Genomic DNA, 19,245 nt, shown 5'->3' with positions numbered 1-19,245 from the left:
GCCTCCGCGCTGGACGGGTTCGTGGTCGCGCACCTGCTGGTGCTGTCGCTCGCGTACCTGCCGGCCAGGGTGGAGGGTCAGCCCGCCGACCTGGAGTGGCTCAGAACCGTGCTCAGGCCTCAGCTCGCCTGGGTGCTGCTCGCCCTGGCTGCGGCGCTGGTGGTGTGGGCTTGGCGAGCTGCAGGGCCCGAACGCAGGCCGCGAGCGTCAGCGGCACCGCCACCGTCAGGGCCATAGCGGGGATGGCGATGCCGGAGTCGTTCATGAGGAAACCGATGAAGGCGCACGTGAGGGCGCCGAAGAGGCCGGCCCTGAGCGTCGGGGCCAGCCTGTAGGCCTGGCCGAGGGCGGAGGCGCCCCAGCGGGAAGGACGGGCCAGCACCAGGAACAGGAAGGCCAGCGCGACCAGCGAGAGGAGGGTCAGTGACCAGTTGCCGACGGTTACGCCGATCATGGCGCCGAACTTGCGCCCGATGACGGTCCAGGCCTGGCCGTCGATGATCTGCTGGACGAAGTTGCCCAGGTGGGTTCGCTGGGCGTCGGGACGCAACCAGTCGAACACCGAGAGGGCACCCACGAGCACGGCCCCGATCAGGCCCACGATCAGGAGCCTCAGCAGGGACACCCGTTTGCCGGAGAGCAGGATCAGGAAAACGGCCAGGCCGACCACGAACGCCGGGACACCACCGAAGTCCGCGCCCCAGGAAGGCCACCCGTCCGCGAAGACCGCGAATCCCCCGTACAACCCGCACAACGTCACCACCACAGCCCTCGACATCCCCCTGCCCAGCAGCCACTGAGCCACCCCGGCCAGGCCGAGGACGGTGCCCGTGGCGTAGACGGCGAAGGCGATGTTGCTGAAGCCGTAGAAGCGGCCGCCGGTCACGGGCTCGTAGCCGGTGACGGCGTTCACCTGGAGGCTGGAGCCCGTCATGACGTCGAGGAGGAGGGCCAGCGAGGTGATGGCGGCGACGGTGGCGAGGGGGCCGAGCACGTGCGCCCGCCAGGGGCCGCCGAAGGCGACGGCGGTGATGAGACCGGCGATGGCCAGGATCGTCAGGATCACGGAGAGCATGGGCACCGGCAGGGTCCACCAGGGCACCAGCTGGGCCAGGAACGTGGAGACGGCGATGGCACCGCTGACCACGGCGACGACCTGGATGGAGATGAGGAGCTTGGAGGTGCTCGCGTCTTCCATGGGGGTGGTGGAGGGCGTTGCCGTGGTGGCCGACTTTTCGTGGCGTTTTTCGGCCTTGGCGCTGTCTCCAGGGTGTTCCGCCGTGGCGGTGTCTTCGGGGTGTTCTGCGGTGGGGGTGTCTTCAGGGTGTTCCGCGGTGAGGGCGGCGGGTGCCGTGGTGGCGGCGTTCCGCTCGCTCTTCGTGGCGGTGGCGGTGGCGGCGGGATGCCTTGAGGGGTTTGGGCGGGTGGTTGAGCGGCGGCGGAGGGCGAGGGCGGCGAGGGCGTAGAAGAGGAGCTGGAGCGTGACCAGGACGGTGAAGAACGGGCCGCGTACCTCTCGCAGGACCTGGCTGGCCAGGTCTCCGTCCGCCAGTTCGGTCACCGTGCCGGACGCGGTGGCGGGGGCGGAGCCGCCGGGTTGCCAGGGGCGGCCGACGACCTGGCGCGGGGCGGGCAGGCCCAGGAGCTGGATGGTCGTCGCGGTGAGGTCGGTGATCGTGACCAGGGCGTCCTGGCGGGTGGAGGTGGCGGTGAGATAGCCGTGTGGGTACGGCGATCCGTCCGGGCCGGGGCCGGCGGCGATCGCCACGTGGAGGTGGGCGTTTGGGGTCACGTCCGAGACGCCTGCCAGCAGGACCGTGGTGTCGGCGGGGAGCCGCTCGACCAGGGTGCCGATCTGCCGGTCCGCCAAGGTGACGGCGGCCTGGCGGGCTGCCGGGGTGAGGGAGGTGGGGACGCCGTACTCGTCGGGGGGCTGTTGCAGCCAGGCGTTCGCGAGGTCGGCGGCTTCGAGGACGATCAGGTTGTAGGGGGTTGGATCGCCCAGGGCATCGGGAGTGGGGGCGTATTTGGCGATATTTCCGGACTTGTCGGCGGCGGCCAGCGCGGCGCCCGGGCCGATCGCGGCGACCTTCCCGCCGTTGTCGGTGACGAGCTGGCCCAGCGTGCCCAGTTGGGCGTCGTAGCCGGTCTCCGACTGGTGCGCGGCCAGGGCCTTCCAGCCCGGGATCGTGGCGCCTTGACCTGTTTGCCCGTCCTGCCCGGTTTGCTGATCGGGCTGGGGGGTGGGTGGAGGCGGGCAGCCCTTGCCCGGCGTGCCTGCTCGCTGGCCCGCTGAGACGGTGAGCCATCCGGCGGTGGGGCAGGTGGTGCCGCGGTCCGGGGGTGGTACGGCTCGGGTCGAGAGTGAGGCGGAGGCGCCTTCGCCCACGAGGCGCCACAGGTTGGGAGTCCTGGTCCGGTCCAGGTCGCTCCACTCCAGGCCGGGAACGCCGATCAGGGCCACTCGTCCCCGGGGCGCGGCGGGGGCGTTTGCCGCATGCGTGCCGCCGGTGATGGCCGATCTGAGGTGCGGGGTGGTGGCGATGCTGGTGTGAGTGCCGTCGGAGGCCGGATGAGCGGTCGTGATGGGGGCGGTCGCTGCGTGGAGGGAGGCTTGAGGGGCTGCGGTGGGCGCGTAGGTGGCTTGGGCGGGGGTGGTGGTGAGGAGGGCGGTCAGGGGCACGGTGAGGAGGGCGGAGGTGAGGGTGCCGGCGATGCGGCGGCCGAGGCGGTGGCGCTCCGCGTACCGGCCCTGAGGCGGGTACGGCGTGGCGTTCGGCATGTACGGACCCCCAGTGTGTGCCCCTCGATCAACAACAGCCACGGTAACGTGCCACACCGTGACAAGTGGCGAGGTGCGGGTGATGCGGCGGCAGTGGTGGGCATGGGTGCTCGCGGCGCTCGTCGTCGTGGCGGCCGTGGCGCCGCTGGTGTACGGGTGGCTCACCAACCCCGACGACCAACGGCTCGTCGACCTGGACGTTTACCGTACCGGGGGGCAGATGCTCCTCGAAGGACGGCCGGTGTACGACTACGTCACGCCAGCGCCGCAGTTGTTGCCGTTCACCTACCCGCCCATCGCCGCGATGCTGGCCGTGGTGCTGGCGAAGATGTCCTGGCTCACGGCGCAGTGGGTGTGGACGGCCGGGATTTTCGTGGCGCTGGCCGTGACGGTGTGGTTCTCGTTCCGTCAGGTGCTGGAGGGGGAGACGCTCAGGAAGTACGCGCCCTGGGTGTTCGCGCTGCTCATGGTGCTGTGCACGTACCTGATGCCGATCAGGGACCAGGTGCGGTTCGGGCAGGTGGACATCCTGCTGGTCGCCCTGTGCGTGGCCGACTGCGTGGCCCGGCGGCCCTGGTGGCCTCGCGGGTTCCTGATCGGGCTGGCCACGGCGGTCAAGCTGACTCCGGGTGTCTTCCTGATCTATCTGCTGGTCACCAGGCAGTGGCGGACGTTCTTCATGGCGGCGTTCGCGGCGGCGGTGCTCACGCTGCTGCCGTTCGGGGTGATCCCGCAGGACGCGTCCGACTTCTGGTTCTCGGCGCTGCTCGATCCCGAACGCCTCGGCGCGAACGCGGCCACCACCAACCAGTCGATCCGCGGCATGCTGATCCGGCTGTACATGCCCGACCTGCTCACCTCCGCGATCTGGGTGGTGATCGTGGCCGTGGTCGGGTGGTACGGGTTCCGGGGGGCGCGGGACGCGTACAAGGCGAATGATCCACTCACCGCGGTCGCGCTCGTCGGGCTGATGGCCGTGCTGCTCTCGCCGGTCGCCTGGATCCATCACCTGGCCTGGGTGGTCGTGGTGCTCGCGGCGATCGTGGGCGACGGGCGCGACACGGTCAGGCTGCGGGTGGCGGCGGTCGTGTGGCTGTATTACGTGATGACGATCCCGTGGTGGGGCGTTTCGCTCAAGCAGGCCGACATCCCGGGGGTGAGCCTGGTGCTGGGGAAGATCGTTCAGAACGGGTTCGGGCTGGGGGCGCTGGCTCTGGTGTGGATGTTGGTGTCCTGGCTGCCGAAACGGCGCGAGCCGGCTTGACCGAACCATTACTCTCAGTGCCGTGCTCGTTACCACATGGGTGATCGTGGGCGTCGTCGCCGGGGTCAGTGGCGTATTGATCGGTTATCTGGCGCTGCGGCAGGCCAGAGCGACGGTGGAGGACTGCCAGCGCATGCTCTCCCGGCAGATCAGCGAGGGCCGTGGCGATCTCAAGGCCATCAGGGACGTCGCCGTGTGCCGTTATGACGCGCTCTCGGAGATGACCGGGCGGTTGTCGTTCTCGGTGGCGATGATCAACGGGCTGGGTGACGGGATCGTGCTGACGTCCATCAACGGGCGTAGCGAGACGCGTACGTACGTGCGGCCCGTGGTGGGCGGGAAGGGCCAGCAGCAGCTGTCGCCGGAGGAGGAAGAGGCGGTACGCGCGGCCAGGCTCGGCCTCGGGCCCCTCATCGCCTCCCGGGCCTCCGACTCGTTGTGAGGGGTTTCCCAGGGAAGGTCCCGAGCTGTCCGAGGAGCTTCCAAGAGGTGCGGCGAGTCGTTTGCGAGGAGGTCAGGAGGCGGCCCGCGCCCCGGATCGGCCGCGGATACGCCGTCGGGTGAAAGGGCCGCGTGCCCCGTTCACCTGCGGATACTCTGTATGCATGCCCAGACTCGCCTATCTCGGACCCGAAGGGACCTTCACCGAAGAGGCCCTGCGGCTCCTCGACCCCACCGCCGAGCGGTTGCCCTGCGCCAACGTGCCCGCCGCGCTCAACGCCGTCCGCACCGGTGACGCCGACGGCGCGGTGGTGCCGCTGGAGAACTCGATCGAGGGTGCGATCACCACGACGCTCGACGAGTTCGCCTGGGGCGACCCCCTGCTGATCAACGCCGAGTTGCTGCTCCCGGTGCAGTTCTCGCTGCTGGCCCGGCCGGACACCGAGATTCGCCACATCAAGCGGGTCTACACGCATCCCGCGGCCACCACCCAGTGCCGCGCCTTCCTCTCCCGCGAGCTGCCCGACGCCGTCGTGGTGGCCGCGCCCTCGACGGCGGCCGCGGCGCAGGAGGTCTCGCTGCCCGGCTCGCCGTACGACGCCGCCATCGCCGCCCGCATCGCCGGCGAGCACTACGGGCTGGTGGAGCTGGCGGCCGACGTCGGTGACAGGTCCGACACCGTGACCAGGTTCGTCAAGGTCGGCCGTGCCGGGCCGCTGCCGGAGGCGACCGGCTCCGACCGCACGACGCTCGTGGTGTTCCTGGCCGACGACCACCCGGGCGCGCTGCTGGAGATGCTGACCGAGTTCTCCGTGCGCGGGGTCAACCTGACGCGCATCGAGTCGCGGCCGACCGGTGACGGCATCGGGCGCTACTTCTTCCACTTCGACTTCGAGGGGCACATCGCCGACGCCCGGGTCGGGGAGGCCATCGCCGGGCTGCACCGCATTTGTGGCGAGGTGCGCTTCCTCGGCAGCTATCCGCGGGCCGACGGCATCGCGCCGCAGATCAAGCGCGGCACGTCGGACCCGGACTTCGCGGAGGCGGGCGACTGGCTGGCGAGGATTCGGGCCGGGCGGGTCTGACGGTTCCGAGGCGGGTTCGGGCGGGGCGGGTTCGGGCTGGACGGTCTGACGGTTCCGGGGCGGGTTCGGGCTGGCGGGGCCTGGGGTGTGGTGCCGGGCGCAGGGGCTTCGGGACGGGTCCTGGAGCGAGGGCCGAGAATCCAGGGGCGGGGCGCACCCGTACGCCGGTAGCCTTTTCCTTGTGATTGACCTGCGTACCCTTCGTGAGGACCCCGACCGGCTACGGGCGTCGCAGCGTGCCCGCGGTGAGGACGACGCCGTCGTCGACACGCTGCTCGACCTCGACGAGCGTCGCCGATCGGCGCTGACCTCGTTCGAGTCTCTGCGCGCGGAGCAGAAGAGCATGGGCAAGTCGGTCTCCAAGGCGCAGGGCGAGGAGAAGGCCGCGCTGCTCCAGCGGGCCAAGGACCTCTCGGGCCAGGTCAAGGCGGCCGAGGCCGAGGCGGAGAAGCTGGCGGCCGAGCTGGACGAGGTGCTCCAGACGGTGCCCAACATCGTCGAGGAGGGCGCGCCGGCCGGCGGCGAGGACGACTACGTGGTGCTCGAGACGTACGGCGAGCCCCGCACGTTCGACTTCGAGCCCAAGGACCACCTGGAGCTGGGCGAAGGGCTCGACTGCATCGACATGGAGCGCGGCGCCAAGGTGTCGGGCTCGCGGTTCTTCTTCCTCAAGGGCGTCGGCGCGCGGCTGCAGCTCGGCCTGCTCAACATGGCCATCCAGCAGGCGATTGAGGCCGGGTTCATCCCGATGATCACTCCGGTGCTCGTCAAGCCGGAGACCATGCAGGGCACCGGCTTCCACGTGGCCCACGACAAGGAGATCTACCGGCTGCCCGAGGACGACCTCTACCTGGTCGGCACCTCGGAGGTGTCGCTGGCGGGCTACCACGCCCAGGAGATCCTCAACGCCGACGACCTGCCGCTGCGTTACGCGGGCTGGTCGTCGTGCTTCCGTCGCGAGGCGGGCTCGTACGGCAAGGACACCAGGGGCATCATCCGGGTCCACCAGTTCGACAAGGTCGAGATGTTCTCCTACGTGCGTCCCGAAGACGCTCACGAGGAGCACCTGCGCCTGCTCGCCTGGGAGAAGGAGATGCTGGCCAAGATCGAGGTCCCCTACCGGATCATCGACACCGCGGCCGGCGACCTCGGCATGTCGGCCGCCCGCAAGTTCGACTGCGAGGCGTGGATCCCCACCCAGGGCCGCTACCGCGAGCTGACCTCGACCTCCAACTGCACCGAGTTCCAGGCGCGCAGGCTCGCCGTCCGCTTCCGCGACAAGGACGGCAAGCCCCAGCACCTGGCCACGCTCAACGGCACGCTCGCCACGACCCGCTGGATCGTGGCGATCCTGGAGAACCACCAGCAGGCCGACGGCTCCGTGGTGGTTCCCGAGGCGCTGCGCCCCTACGTGGGGCTCGACGTGCTGGTGCCGTCGAAGAAATAGACGTTCGCGCGGCGGGCGTCGTTCCTGATGAGGACGGCGCCCGCCACCACGACGAGGGCGGTCAGCAGCACGGCGAGCGCGGCCGCCACGAAGTACGACTCCGGCGTGCCCTGCGCCCAGCCCGAGAAGGGCAGGTAGACGCTCGCGTAGACCAGCGGCGCCCCCAGCAGGCCGACCGCCGCCGGCACGGGCCGTGCCCGGCCCGCGATCGCCAGCACGAAGCACACCACGGTGCCGATCAGCAGCGCCGTCAGGCCGACGAGGGGGAGCGGGAACGCGCCCGTGTCGACGTACGGGAAGTCGGTGTCCGTCCCGACCAGGGCCAGGAGGCCGAGGCAGGCGGCCGTCGCGAAGCCCGTGTACACCCCGGTGAACTGACGCAGGCCCGCCCCGGCGCCGCCGAACAGCATGCAGGCGGCCAGGAAGAGCGCCACGCTCCACTCGGGGTCCAGGTCCACCGCGGTGGCCTCGGCCCCGGGCCAGCCCACGCGCCGCCACGTGCCGGACGGGTCGCGGACCACGATGCCGTCCACGCCGTTCGCCACGACGACGACGTGGCCGCCCGGTCGCGCCTGTACTCCCAGGGCCATGGCACGCAGGTCGCCCGGCTGTTCGTGCTGCCTGGTCAGCCGCTTCAGGTCGTCGCCCGACAGCGCCCAGGACGGCTGCCACGTGCTGCCGCCGTCGTCCGACTGCTCCACGGCCATCCGGTCCTGGGCCACCCGGTAGCACCGCGTGGCCTGGCCCGGCGTGCACTGGGCGCTCTGGCCCGGTCCGGTACGGTCCGCGGTCGTCTCGTCCCAGGTGCGGCCGCCGTCGTGGGAGACCCACGACGTCGTGGTGTTGGTGTGGACGACGATCCGGCCGCCTCTGTCCACCTCCACGGCCTCCGCCGAGGCCGGCGGCACGGCAGCCGCCGTGGCGGTGACCGCGAGCACGGCCAGCGGCATCGTCACGATGATCCGCAACCGGGCGAGCCTCGACCGCAGTACGCGGGGGCGGTCGGGCGTGCGCCGGCGGGACCACAGGGTCGTGGCGGGGCGGTGGAGGGTGCGGCGGCGTACCCACCAGGCCAGGGCGAGGGCAGGTAGGGCCAGGAGATCCGTAGGATCGGCCAGGACGCGCGACGGACCCGCCACGAGGGTCCAGGCCTGGGTGGCGACCTCAGCGCCCGTCTCCGTGCATTTCACGACCGCGAAGAGCGCTCCCGTCAGTACGGTCGCCGCCAGGTCGGCCCGCCGCCAGAACACCAGCGCCACCAGAGCGGGCGCCACCAGGAGCCCCGCGACGTCACTGAGCTTGCCCGTGACGAACCCGGGCCAGGCCTGCTTGAGCAGGTGGTCGTTGACCAAAAGCACCAGTACCCCGGCAACGGTCACGGGGTGACATAGCCACGCGTACCTCATACACAGGTCGATGGCTGGACGGGCGCGACGGTTCAAGGGGTGTGTGAGTCGAGTCACACCCGTGACCATCCCGACACACGCAAAAGACCGGAGCCCGCTGGAAGCGAACTCCGGTCTGTCTCGCTGCTACAGGTCAGATGGCTCGGACCTGAGAGGCCTGCGGCCCCTTCTGGCCCTGCGTGATCTCGAACTCGACCCGCTGGCCGTCTTCAAGGCTGCGGTAGCCGTTGCCGACGATCTCGGAGAAGTGCACGAACACGTCCGGCGCACCGCCGTCCGGGGCGATGAAGCCGAAGCCCTTCTCGGCGTTGAACCACTTGACGGTTCCCTGAGCCATAAAAGCTCTCCCTCAGGATGTGAATCTATGGGACCCACACCTCGTGGGTCCCGGTGTGTCGTACAGCAAGCACCCGGGGTGGCTCAGACAAAGTCATGCTGGTTTTCACTACGGGATCAGCTAATACAACGCCATCACATCTAACACCATTCTGGCGCGTTGGTGTTCCCGTCCCTAGGAAGATTTCTGTCAGGCGGCATCACCGGGCAAACTGGAACCTGTTATGCAGAGCCTTCCCGCGCCCCGTCTTGTGGCCACCGACCTGGACGGAACCGCGTTGCGCACCGACGGAACCGTGTCTCCCCGCACGGTTGCCGCCTTCGGCAAAGTCGAGGAATCCGGGGCTGTCCTGGCGTTCGTGACCGGACGTCCGCCCCGGTGGATGGGTGGGGTGGCGGGTGCCGTGCGTCACCGTGGGCTGGCGATCTGTGCAAACGGAGCGCTGATCTACGATCTCCATACCGAACGGATAGTGGAATCTCACCTGATCACCACGGACGTACTCGAGGAAGTCGTCGCTCAGCTAAGAGCGAACGTGGCCGATCTCGTATTTTCGGTCGAGTATGAAGCCGGTTTTGCGCATGAGTCAGATTTCCTGCTCGGCGGCTTGGACCGAGGGGCCGGAGCAGCCCGGGTCGCCTCGGTGACCTCGCAGCCGTGCGCCAAGTTGCTGGCCCTCCACCCGGCCATGGGCGCGGACGAGCTCCAGGCGACCGTGCACGAGCTGGTGGGGCATCTGGTGACGGCCACGCACTCCAGCAGCAGGGGCCTGATCGAGATGAGCGCACAGGGCGTGACGAAGGCGACGGCCCTGGCGGCGCTCGCGGCACAGCACGAGATCAAGCCCGCCCAGGCGGTGGCGTTCGGTGACATGCCGAACGACCTGCCCATGCTGAGCTGGGCAGGCACGTCGTACGCGGTCGCGAACGCCCACCCCGACGTGCTGGCGGCGGTCGATCACGTGACCGCGACCAACGACGACGACGGCGTCGCCCGAGTGATCGAGAAGCTCTACGGGTAGCCGCCGCGTCCAGCGGCTGTCCACAGCGGGCGCGCAGACCTCCTGTGGATGGCCACGCCCAGCGGCTGTCCACAAGCGGGTGCACAACCCGTGCCACGTCCAGCCACTGTCTGCAACAGCCGCTGGACCCGCTCAGATGGCCGCGTTCAGTGGCTGTCTGCAGCAGGCGCTGCACCCCGCTCCAGATGGCCGCGTTCAGCGGCTGTCCGCAGCAGGCGCTCCGCGCCGCTCCAGATGGCCCCGACTACAGATAGGGCCCCGACCCGCCGTGCGGTCGCTGGCCGGGCTCGTCGCCCTGCGGCACGCCCGGCAGCGCTCTGCGCATCTGCTCGAGCTGCGCCCGGGCCGCCATCTGCTGCGCGAACAGCGTGGTCTGGATGCCGTGGAACAACCCTTCGAGCCATCCGACCAGCTGGGCGTGCGCGATGCGCAGCTCGGCCTCGCTCGGCGGCGTGCCGTTCTCGTCGGTGAACGGGAGCGAGAGCCGCTCCAGCTCGTCGACCAGCTCCGGCGCCAACCCGTCCTCGAGCTCCTTGATGGAGGACTCGTGGATCTCCTTCAACCGCTTGCGGCTGGCCTCGTCGAGAGGAGCCGCCCGGACCTCCTCGAGGAGCTGGCGGATCATGCTGCCGATACGCATCACCTTGGCGGGCTGCTCGACCAGGTTGGTGACCGACCGATCGTCCTCGCCGTTATCGCCCTGACCGCCTTGGAAGTCGGGGCCCACCACCACGATGTGGGGGGTGTTGTTGTCCTCAGCATTCATAACACTCACCGTACTAGCAGGATCTTGCCGACGTGCTCTCCTGAATCCAACATTCGGTGAGCTTCGGCGGCCTCGGACATGGGGACCTCCGCGTACACGACGGGCCGCACCGCACCCGCCCCGACCAGGGGCCAGACGTTGTCGACGACACTTCTTACGATGACGCCCTTCTCGTCCACGGGACGCGAGCGGAGGGCCGTGGCGTGCACGGAGGCGCGCTTGGCGAGCATGGCCCCGAGGTCGAGCTCGGCCTTGCGGCCGCCCTGCAGCCCGATGATCACCAGCCGGCCGCCGGTCTTGAGCGCCTGGACGTTGCCCGCGAGGTATTTGGCGCCCATGATGTCGAGGATCACGTCGGCGCGTACTTTGTCGGCGAAGTCCTCTTCGCGGTAGTTGATGATCTCGTCGGCGCCCAGCTCCTTGACCCGCTCGCCCTTGGCGGCCGAGCCGACGGTCGTGATGACGTGCGCGCCGAGCGCCTTGGCGAGCTGCACCGCGAACGTGCCGATCCCGCTGGCCCCGCCGTGCACCAGCAGCGTCTCGCCCTTGCGCAGCCGCCCGACCATGAACACGTTGGACCAGACCGTGCACGCCACCTCCGGCAGCCCGGCGGCCTCCCGCAGGGACACCCGCTCCGGTACGGGCATGACCTGCTGCCAGGGCACGGATACGCGCTCGGCGTAACCGCCGCCCCCGAGCAGCGCGCAGACCTCGTCCCCGGGTGTGAACTGCTCCACGTCCTCCCCGACCTCGACCACCACGCCCGAGACCTCGAGGCCCGGGTACGGTGACGATCCTGGAGGCGGGTCGTAAAATCCTTGCCGTTGCAGGACATCGGCACGATTCACCGCCGAGGCGACCACGTCGATGAGCACGTCTCCGCGCTCGACGTGCGGCTCCGGCACTTCGTGCCACTCCAGCACCTCTGGTCCGCCCGGCCTGGCGATCTCAATGGCTCGCATGCGAACCACGGTAGCCGGGCAAAGAAGTTGTGGGTTGCCGGGCTGCGCGGTAACCGGTCACGTTAACCTGCAATGTATTTGCTGCCCCTTTAGACCCACCCGAGGGGGAACACGGTGGCAAGACACGATCGAGAGGAATCTCTCGAGGAACAGTTGGCCTGGCTGGATGCGATCAAGGAGACGGAGGAGGCGCCCGTTTCGGTGACCGCCTCGGCCGCTCCGGTCGAGGAGCCGGTCGCTTCGCCGTACCCCCCGGACCCGTGGCGACTGGTGCCGCAGCAGCACGAAACGCCGACGCCGCCGCTGTTCCGCGCGGCCGTCGACTCCGTGTACGGCGCCGCGGCGGCCGAGGATGTCCCCGAGGCGGAGAGCGAGGCCGGGGAGTGGCTCGGCCGGGCCGGCGTCAAGGAGGAGCCCCAGGCTCCCGAGCAGCAGCTTGACGACCCCTTCCTCGCCCCGCTGAAGCCGCTCCCGCGCCCCGACGACACCGACACCTATGCCGTCCTGCCGTTCCCTCCGCCGGAGCAGGTCACGGACAAGCCGGAGCAGGCCGAGGAGCAGGAGGAGACGTCCTGGGCGACGTCCGACTGGTCGCAGCGGCTCCCCATCGAGACGGAGGAGGCGCAGGGGCCCGGGCCCGCCGAGGAGCCCGCCGTCGCGGAGCACCCGACTCAGCAGCCCGGGACGCAGCAGCCCGGGACTCAGCTGCCCGTGACGGAGCAGGCGGCGAAGGAACGGACGCTCAAGGAGGAGCCGGCGAAGGAAGGGCCGGCGAGGGAGGAGCGGGTCGCCTGGGCGGACACCCAGCCGCGCGCCGAGCGCCCGAAGTGGGGGGATCAGCCGCCCGAGGACGACTCCTCGCTCACGCGGCCGCACACCGATCGTCCGCTGTGGTCCGAGTCGTCGCACACGCTGCCGCGGAACGAGCGCCCGCAGTGGACCGATCCGGAGGTCCGTCCCCAGGAGCCCGAGCGTCCGCAGAGGTCGGAGCAGCAGCCCGAGCAGCGTCCGCAGTGGTCGGGCCAGCAGCCCGAACAGGGCCCGCAGTGGACGGACGAGCCGGAGCACCGTCCCCAGTGGACGGAGGAGCCGGATCAGCGCCCGCAGTGGACGGACGAGCCGGAGCACCGCCCCCAGTGGGCCGAGGAGCCGGAGCACCGCCCGCAGTGGACCGAGCAGCAGCCTGAGCAGCGCCCGCAGTGGAGTGAGCAGCAGCCCGAGTGGCGGCCCGCCGAGCGGGAGATCCCGCCGGAGCCGCGCCCGCGCCGCCGCCCGGCCCCCATCCCCGTGTTCACCGCCCCGCCCAGGCCCCCGGTCACCGGCCGCCCGACCGCCGAGAGCCTCGACCCGGAGTCCCTGCTACGCGGACGGCGTAACGCCCCCTCCAAGGGCTGGCGCCGCCTGATCTACAAGGCGTCCGGCGGCTGGATCAAGCCGGGCGAGCCGCCGGAGGTGCGCCGCCGCCGCGAGCTCGTCTCCAGGGCCCGCACCCCGGTCACCGCGGGACACCACCGCGTGGCCGTGCTGAGCCTGAAGGGCGGCGTGGGCAAGACCACGACCACGGTCGGCCTCGGCGCCACCCTGGCCCAGATGCGCGGCGACCGCGTCATCGCCGTGGACGCCAACCCCGACCGCGGCACCCTGTCCGACAAACTCGTCCTGGAGACCTCGGCCACCGTTCGCGACCTGCTCAACGAGCGTGACCAGGTCAAGCGCTACGTGGACATCAGGGCGTTCACCTCGCAGGCTCCCTCGCGGCTGGAGATCCTGGCCTCCGACCGCGACCCCTCGGTGTCGGAGGCGTTCAGCGGCGCCGACTACCAGTCCGTCTCGCAGGTGCTGGAGAACTTCTACTCGATCTGCATCACCGACTGCGGCACCGGGCTGCTGCACTCCGCGATGGGCGGCGTGCTCGGGCTGGCGGACCAGATCGTGCTGGTCAGCTCCCCGTCCGTGGACGGCGCCCGAGCGGCCTCCGCGACGCTCGACTGGCTGGAGGCGCACCACTACGGCGACCTGGTGAAGAACGCGACCGTGGTGCTGTGCAGCGTCCGGCCGCGGTCGAAGTCGGCGGTGGACATCAAGAAGCTGGAGGCCCACTTCGCCGCCAGGTGCCGCGCGGTGGTCCGGGTGCCATATGACCCGCATCTGGAGGAGGGGGCGGAGATCGACCTCGACCGGCTCCAGGAGCCGACCAGGGAGGCCTATCTGCAGCTCGCCGCCTCCGTGGGCGACGGCTTCGCGGGCCTCCGCGAATGAGCGGAGGGTGTGGGATTCGAACCCACGAGGCCATCGCTGACCTGGCCGCTTTCAAGGCGGCTGCACTCGTCCACTATGCGAACCCTCCTGTGCGGAAACCACGATAGCGGCTGTGGTGGCAGGGGTGTACGTTCAGGAGGTGGCGGATCTCAGCGTCGAGGTGCAGCGCGGTGGCTGCGGTGCGCTCGTGCGCGTCATCGGTGACCTCGACAAACTCACGGCGCCACTGCTGAAGGACGCTCTGGTGCAGCTGTTCACCGAGGGGCGCATCGAGATCGTGATCGACGCCGGGGAGCTGGAGTTCTGTGACTCCAGCGGCCTGTGGGTGCTGGTGGAGCACCAGCGCCGGGTCGCCTCGCAGGCCGGTTCGTTAGGCATCGTGGGGGTGCACGGCGTGCTGCAGCGCGTGCTCGACGTGACAGGGCTCAAGGCCGCCTTCGACCGCGTGGTCCCCGCCGAGTTCTGACCCCCGCCGACCCGCCGAGTTCCGACCTCCGCCAACCAGCCGAGTTCTGACGCCCGCCGACCCCGGCGGCTTCTGGCGCCCGCTCACCCGCCGAGCTGTGACAGCAGCCATTTCGGGCCCATGGTTTCGGCCCCCAGCTCGCCGACCCGCTCCTTCAGCGCCCGGTCCGCGGTGACGACGACCACGCGCTCCCACGGCCTGGCCTGGCGTACGACGTCCACGATGGCGTCGTCACCGCTGCCGGTGGCCGCCACCACCTGGATCCCGGGCACGGCCGGTGCGCTCCTCGCCGCGCCTTCCACGACCGCCACCATCCGCGGATACCACTGCGCCAGCATCGGATGCGCCAGCCGCAGCCCCGAGATGTCATACAGCAACCGGGTGGCCGCTCCCAGCCGGTCGCGCCACCAGCCGTGCTCGGCCCGCGCGCCCACGATGTTGGCCACGTCGAGCACGATCGTCTCCGGCCTGATCGCACCCTGGAGGTCGCTCCACGTCGCGGCGAAGCCGGGGTGCAGCTTCCGCGTGGTGACCTCGGGCAGCGGCAGCCAGCGCAGCTCGGTGCTCTCGCGGTTGGCCGGGGCGGCGGCCAGCAGCTCGGCCGACTCCGCGATCACCGTCTCGAACGCCCACCCGCCGTGGTCGTCGAGGTAGACGCCCTGCACCCGCAGGCTGTCACCGCCGAGCGCCGCCTCCTCGTGGGCCTCGCGCAGCGCGCCGGTGACGGCGTCCTCGTGGCTGTCGCGCGCCCCGCCGGGCAGCCCCCACGTGCCGCCGTGGTGGCTCCACCAGGAGCGCTTCTGCATGAGCACGTACGGGATGCCGAGCTCGTCATGGTGCACGACGAGGAGTCCTGAGGCACCGTGGATCCCCCAGTGCCTGTGGCCTTGGGAGCACTCGGTCCAGCCGTCGCCGTCCTTAGCCGCCATGAGGGGATTCTCTCAGCCTCCGCCCTTGGTGAGATGCCGCTGCTGCCGCCCGGGGCGCCGCGGCGTGTCCGAAACTCAGGATATCCGCGTTGACCTGCGTAAACGCCCTCGGCGCGCGCATGGAGAAGGCCGGTCCCCAAACGCGGGACCGGCCTTTCGCCCAGGCGCGGCTACAGCCCGCCGCGCCTGCGCTGCTCGATCTCGGCCTCCAGCGCCCGCTCGTCCAGCGTCGGCACGAACACGCCGGCCGCCCACGCCACGAGCAGCCGGACGAACTCCTCGTCCCCGTCGTCCGCCTGGCCGTTGACGTGGAACCACGTGATCAGCGGTGCCGCGTGCGGCTTGTCAGCGTCGCATTCCGGGCACAGCACGACCCCGCCGTAGCCCCGCACCCGCCGGCCCGCCGCGTTGGTCCAGGTGTGCGGCACCCGCGAGTGGAGCAGCCCCGGACCGCCGCAGCGGGGGCAGTCGGGCGCGGCCTCCGCGGTGAGGACCTCGATGCGGCGGTTCACAGGGAGATCGATTCGGGCCCGAGCAGGGCCTTGATGTCGGCGGCGAAGCTCGGGGCGGCGTTGACCGGCCACTCCGGCAACGACATCACCATGATCTTGCCTGCCGGCCGGCGTACGTTGATGTGCAGCGGGACCTGGCCCTGGTGGATCTTCAGCACTTGCCGCAGCTCCTCCAGCAGGGTCGGGGTGATGCGCTCCTCCCGCAGCTGCAGGGTGACCGGGGCGCCGGACTCGCTGTTGACGCCGGACACGTCGATGAGGGTCATCTCCTGGGCGAAGATCGAGATGGCGCCGTCGCGGTTGTTGATCTGGCCGCGTACGGACACCACGATGTCCGGCCGCAGCTCGGGCCCGTACAGCTCGTAGTTGCGCGGGAAGAACAGGCATTCGACGGCGGCGTCCATGTCCTCGACGGTGAGGATGGCCCACGTGTTGCCCGCCTTGTTCACCCGCCGGTCCACCTTCGTGACCAGGCCGGAGACCTGGACGTCGCCACGGTCGTCGCGGCCGCTGTCCAGCAGGTCGGCGATCGTGGTGTCGCGGTTCCTGGCCAGCAGCCGCTCGGCGCCGGCCAGCGGGTGGTCGGAGACGTACAGGCCGAGCATCTCCCGCTCGAAGTCGAGCTTGGTCTTCTTGTCCCACTCGCCGTCCGGGACGGCGATGGAGAACACCTCGTCCTCGCCGTCGTCGGCGGGCCCGCCGAACAGGGAGTCCTGGCCGTGCGCCTCGTTCTTCTTGATGTCGATGACGGACTCGACGGCCTGCTCGTGGATCATCAGCAGGCCCTTGCGCGGGTGCTCCATGGAGTCGTACGCGCCCGCCTTGATCAGCGATTCGATGACGCGCTTGTTGCAGGCGGTGAGCGGCACCTTCGCGAGGAAGTCGTTGAAGTCGGTGAAGCGGCCCTTCTCGGTGCGCGACTTGACGATCCCCTCGACGACGTTCTCGCCGACGTTGCGGACCGCGCCCATGCCGAACCGGACCTGGGTGTCCCCGACCGCGACGAAGTCGAGCTGGGAGTCGTTGACGTCGGGCGGGAGCACCTGGATGCCCATCTTGCGGCACTCGGCCAGGTAGATGGCCGCCTTGTCCTTGTCGTCACCGACCGAGGTGAGCAGGGCGGCCATGTATTCGGCGGGGTAGTTGGCCTTCAGGTACGCGGTCCAGTAAGCGACCAGTCCGTAGCCGGCGGTGTGGGACTTGTTGAACGCGTAGCCGGAGAAGGGCAGCATGACGTCCCACAGCGCCTGGATGGCCCCGTCGCTGTAGCCGTTGCCGCGCATGCCGGCCTGGAAGTTGGCGAACTCCTTGGCCAGGATCTCGGGCTTCTTCTTGCCCATGGCCCGGCGCAGCAGGTCGGCGCCGCCGAGGGAGTAGCCGGCCAGCTCCCGGGCCACGGCCATGATCTGCTCCTGGTAGACGAGCAGGTGGAAGGTGGGGCCGAGGATGGGGTCGAGCGCGTCCTTGAGCTCGGGGTGGATCGGCTCGATGTCCTGGCGGCCGTTCTTGCGGTGGGCGTAGTTGGTGTGCGCGTTGGCCGCCATCGGGCCGGGCCGGTAGAGGGCGAGCACGGCGGCGATGTCCTCGAACCGGGTCGGCTCCATCAGCTTCAGCAGCGAGCGCATGGGGCCGCCGTCGAGCTGGAACACGCCGAGGGTGTCGCCCCGGGCCAGGAGCTGGTAGGTCGTGGTGTCGTCGAGCGGCATCGTCAGGGTGTCGAGCTCGATGCCCCGGTTCTGCTTGATGATCTTGATGGCGTGGTCGATGATGCCCAGGTTCCGCAGGCCCAGGAAGTCCATCTTGACCAGGCCCATGTCCTCGCAGGACGGGTAGTCGAACCCGGTGATGACGACGCCGTCCTTGTCCCGCATGTGCATCGGGATCAGGTCCAGCAGCGGCGTCGACGACAGGATGACGGCGGCGGCGTGCACGCCGGTGCCGCGGATCAGGCCCTCGATGCCGCGGCCGGTGTCGATGACCTTCCGCACGTCGGGGTCGTTGTCGTACAGGGCGCGCAGCTCGGTGCCCTCGTTGTAGCGGGGGTGGCCCTCGTTGAAGATGTCCGCGAGGGGGACGCCCTTGCCCATGACGTCCGGCGGCATCGCCTTGGTGATCTTGTCGCCCATGGCGAACGGGTAGCCGAGGATCCGGCTGGCGTCCTTGACGGCGGCCTTGGCCTTGATCGTGCCGAACGTGTTGACCTGAGCGGTGTATTCGCTGCCGTACTTCTGGGTGACGTAGGCCACCATGCGGTCGCGCTGGCGGTCGTCGAAGTCGAGGTCGACGTCCGGGGGGTTGATGCGCTCGGGGTTGAGGAACCGCTCGAACAGCAGGCCGTGCTCCAGCGGGTCGAGCTCGGTGATGCGGGTGGCGTACGCCACGATCGAGCCGGTGGCCGAGCCACGGCCGGGGCCGACCGGGATGCCGTTGTCGCGGGCGTATTTGCAGATGTCGGCGACGACGAGGAAGTAGGAGGAGAACCCCATCGGGCCGATGACCTTCATCTCGGTCTCGTACCGCTCGATCACCTCGTCGGGGACGGGGTTGCCGTAGCGCATGACCAGGCCGCGCTCGACCTCCTTGCGCAGCCACGACTCCTGCGTCTCCCCCTCGGGCACGTCGGGGTAGTCGGGCATCCGGTCCACCTGGGCGAACACGTCGCCGTAGTCGCCGATCATCTCGGCCACCAGCAGCGTGTTGTCGCAGCCCTCGGGCAGCTCGGGGAACAGGGCGTACATCTCTTCGGCCGGCTTGAGGTAGTAGCCCGAGCCGTTGAAGCGGAACCTGTTGGGGTCGTCCTTGTTCTTGCCCACGCCGACGCACAGGAGGCTGTCGTGCGCGTCGGCCTGGTCCTCGGTCACGTAGTGGGAGTCGTTGGTGACCAGCAGGGGGATGTTGAGCTGCTTGGACAGGCGCAGCAGGTCCTCGCGCACCTCGCGCTCGATGCTGATGCCGTGGTCCATCAGCTCCAGGAAGTAGTTTTCCTTCCCGAAGATCTCCTGGTATTCGCCGGCGACCCTGACCGCCTCGTCGTACTGGCCGAGCCGGATCCGGGTCTGCACCGCGCCGGACGGGCAGCCGGTCGTGGCGATGATCCCGCTCGCGTACTGCGAGATCAGGTCCTGGTCCATGCGCGGCTTGGAGTAGTAGCCCTCGAAGCTGGCCAGGGACGACAGCCGGAACAGGTTGCGCAGGCCGTCGGCGTCCTTGGCCCACATGGTCATGTGGGTGAACCGGCCGCCGCCGGAGACGTCCTTGCCGCCCTCGCCGTCGGCCACGCCGGTCTCGGCCCGCTGGCCCCAGAAGACCGGCTTCTTCACGAACCGGTTCTCCGGCGCGACGTACGCCTCGATCCCGATGATCGGTTTGACCGGGGAGCCCGACGCCACCTTCTGGAACTCGTACGCACCGAACATGTTGCCGTGGTCGCTCATCGCGATGGCCGGCATCTCCAGCCGCTCGGCCTCCTTGAACAGGGGTTTCAGCTTCGCCGCCCCGTCCAGCATGCTGTATTCGGTGTGTACGTGCAGGTGCACGAAGGACTTGCTCACCCGGTCCCCTAACGCTC

The 19,245-nt window shown here is 69.9% G+C and carries 15 protein-coding genes and 1 tRNA gene; 7 read left to right on the top strand and 9 right to left on the bottom strand.

Going from position 1 to position 19,245, the window contains the following annotated elements:
• Positions 1 to 112: 112 nt before the first annotated feature.
• The gene (locus ACTWPW_RS07465) at positions 113 to 2,782 is read right to left on the bottom strand and encodes a hypothetical protein (protein ID WP_443168265.1); all 2,670 of its coding nucleotides are present in this window, start codon (positions 2,780 to 2,782) and stop codon (positions 113 to 115) included.
• Positions 2,783 to 2,840: 58 nt separating this feature from the next.
• Between ACTWPW_RS07465 and ACTWPW_RS07460 the strand changes: the two genes are divergently transcribed.
• The 4 genes from ACTWPW_RS07460 (at position 2,841) to serS (ending at position 7,019) form a co-directional block, all read left to right on the top strand.
• The gene (locus ACTWPW_RS07460; protein ID WP_443168264.1) at positions 2,841 to 4,046 is read left to right on the top strand and encodes a glycosyltransferase 87 family protein; all 1,206 of its coding nucleotides are present in this window, start codon (positions 2,841 to 2,843) and stop codon (positions 4,044 to 4,046) included.
• Positions 4,047 to 4,068: 22 nt separating this feature from the next.
• Positions 4,069 to 4,488: a DUF4446 family protein gene (locus ACTWPW_RS07455; RefSeq protein WP_443168263.1), complete on the top strand. Its 420-nt coding sequence runs from the start codon at positions 4,069 to 4,071 to the stop codon at positions 4,486 to 4,488.
• 163 nt (positions 4,489 to 4,651) lie between these two features.
• Positions 4,652 to 5,572: a prephenate dehydratase gene (pheA, locus tag ACTWPW_RS07450; protein WP_443168262.1), complete on the top strand. Its 921-nt coding sequence runs from the start codon at positions 4,652 to 4,654 to the stop codon at positions 5,570 to 5,572.
• Positions 5,573 to 5,753: 181 nt separating this feature from the next.
• The gene (serS, locus tag ACTWPW_RS07445) at positions 5,754 to 7,019 is read left to right on the top strand and encodes a serine--tRNA ligase (RefSeq protein ID WP_375110333.1); all 1,266 of its coding nucleotides are present in this window, start codon (positions 5,754 to 5,756) and stop codon (positions 7,017 to 7,019) included.
• On the opposite strand, the gene ACTWPW_RS07440 is transcribed toward serS, so the two are convergent.
• Both ACTWPW_RS07440 and ACTWPW_RS07435 read right to left on the bottom strand, forming a co-directional pair.
• Complete coding sequence (locus ACTWPW_RS07440) at positions 6,980 to 8,377, bottom strand: hypothetical protein (RefSeq protein WP_443168261.1); 1,398 nt, start codon at positions 8,375 to 8,377, stop codon at positions 6,980 to 6,982. The two genes, serS and ACTWPW_RS07440, sit on opposite strands and share 40 nt — an antisense overlap.
• A 181-nt stretch (positions 8,378 to 8,558) precedes the next feature.
• On the bottom strand, positions 8,559 to 8,762 hold the full coding sequence (locus tag ACTWPW_RS07435; RefSeq protein WP_043619750.1) for a cold-shock protein: 204 nt from the start codon (positions 8,760 to 8,762) through the stop codon (positions 8,559 to 8,561).
• A gap of 223 nt (positions 8,763 to 8,985) precedes the next feature.
• On the opposite strand from ACTWPW_RS07435, the gene ACTWPW_RS07430 reads away from it, so the two are divergent.
• Positions 8,986 to 9,783, top strand: coding sequence for an HAD family hydrolase (locus ACTWPW_RS07430; protein WP_364111323.1), 798 nt, complete (start codon positions 8,986 to 8,988; stop codon positions 9,781 to 9,783).
• A 244-nt stretch (positions 9,784 to 10,027) separates the two neighbouring features.
• Here the strand turns inward: ACTWPW_RS07430 and ACTWPW_RS07425 are convergent, their stop codons facing one another.
• Positions 10,028 to 10,549, bottom strand: a complete 522-nt coding sequence (locus ACTWPW_RS07425) for a bacterial proteasome activator family protein (protein WP_375110331.1) — start codon at positions 10,547 to 10,549, stop codon at positions 10,028 to 10,030.
• A 5-nt stretch (positions 10,550 to 10,554) separates the two neighbouring features.
• Positions 10,555 to 11,511: an NAD(P)H-quinone oxidoreductase gene (locus ACTWPW_RS07420; RefSeq protein WP_375110330.1), complete on the bottom strand. Its 957-nt coding sequence runs from the start codon at positions 11,509 to 11,511 to the stop codon at positions 10,555 to 10,557.
• Positions 11,512 to 11,664: 153 nt separating this feature from the next.
• On the opposite strand from ACTWPW_RS07420, the gene ACTWPW_RS07415 reads away from it, so the two are divergent.
• The gene (locus ACTWPW_RS07415) at positions 11,665 to 13,770 is read left to right on the top strand and encodes a nucleotide-binding protein (RefSeq protein ID WP_443168260.1); all 2,106 of its coding nucleotides are present in this window, start codon (positions 11,665 to 11,667) and stop codon (positions 13,768 to 13,770) included.
• 1 nt (position 13,771) lies between these two features.
• Here ACTWPW_RS07415 and ACTWPW_RS07410 read toward each other — a convergent pair.
• A tRNA-Ser gene (locus tag ACTWPW_RS07410) sits at positions 13,772 to 13,858 on the bottom strand.
• A gap of 51 nt (positions 13,859 to 13,909) precedes the next feature.
• Between ACTWPW_RS07410 and ACTWPW_RS07405 the strand changes: the two genes are divergently transcribed.
• Entirely contained in the window at positions 13,910 to 14,236 is a 327-nt protein-coding gene (locus ACTWPW_RS07405) for an STAS domain-containing protein (protein WP_375110328.1), read from the top strand.
• Between the two features lie 83 nt (positions 14,237 to 14,319).
• Here ACTWPW_RS07405 and ACTWPW_RS07400 read toward each other — a convergent pair whose 3' ends face one another.
• From ACTWPW_RS07400 to dnaE, 3 genes are all read right to left on the bottom strand, one after another.
• Complete coding sequence (locus tag ACTWPW_RS07400; RefSeq protein WP_375110327.1) at positions 14,320 to 15,165, bottom strand: NUDIX domain-containing protein; 846 nt, start codon at positions 15,163 to 15,165, stop codon at positions 14,320 to 14,322.
• 170 nt (positions 15,166 to 15,335) lie between these two features.
• Positions 15,336 to 15,677, bottom strand: a complete 342-nt coding sequence (locus ACTWPW_RS07395) for a DUF6300 family protein (protein ID WP_364111310.1) — start codon at positions 15,675 to 15,677, stop codon at positions 15,336 to 15,338.
• Entirely contained in the window at positions 15,674 to 19,228 is a 3,555-nt protein-coding gene (dnaE, locus tag ACTWPW_RS07390; RefSeq protein WP_443168259.1) for a DNA polymerase III subunit alpha, read from the bottom strand. Before dnaE ends, ACTWPW_RS07395 begins: the two co-directional genes overlap by 4 nt.
• Between the last annotated feature and the right edge of the window lie 17 nt (positions 19,229 to 19,245).

Source organism: Nonomuraea sp. KM90 (assembly GCF_052246675.1).
In the GTDB taxonomy this organism is placed as follows: Bacteria; Actinomycetota; Actinomycetes; order Streptosporangiales; family Streptosporangiaceae; genus Nonomuraea.
This window is presented reverse-complemented; position numbering and strand designations above follow the sequence as displayed.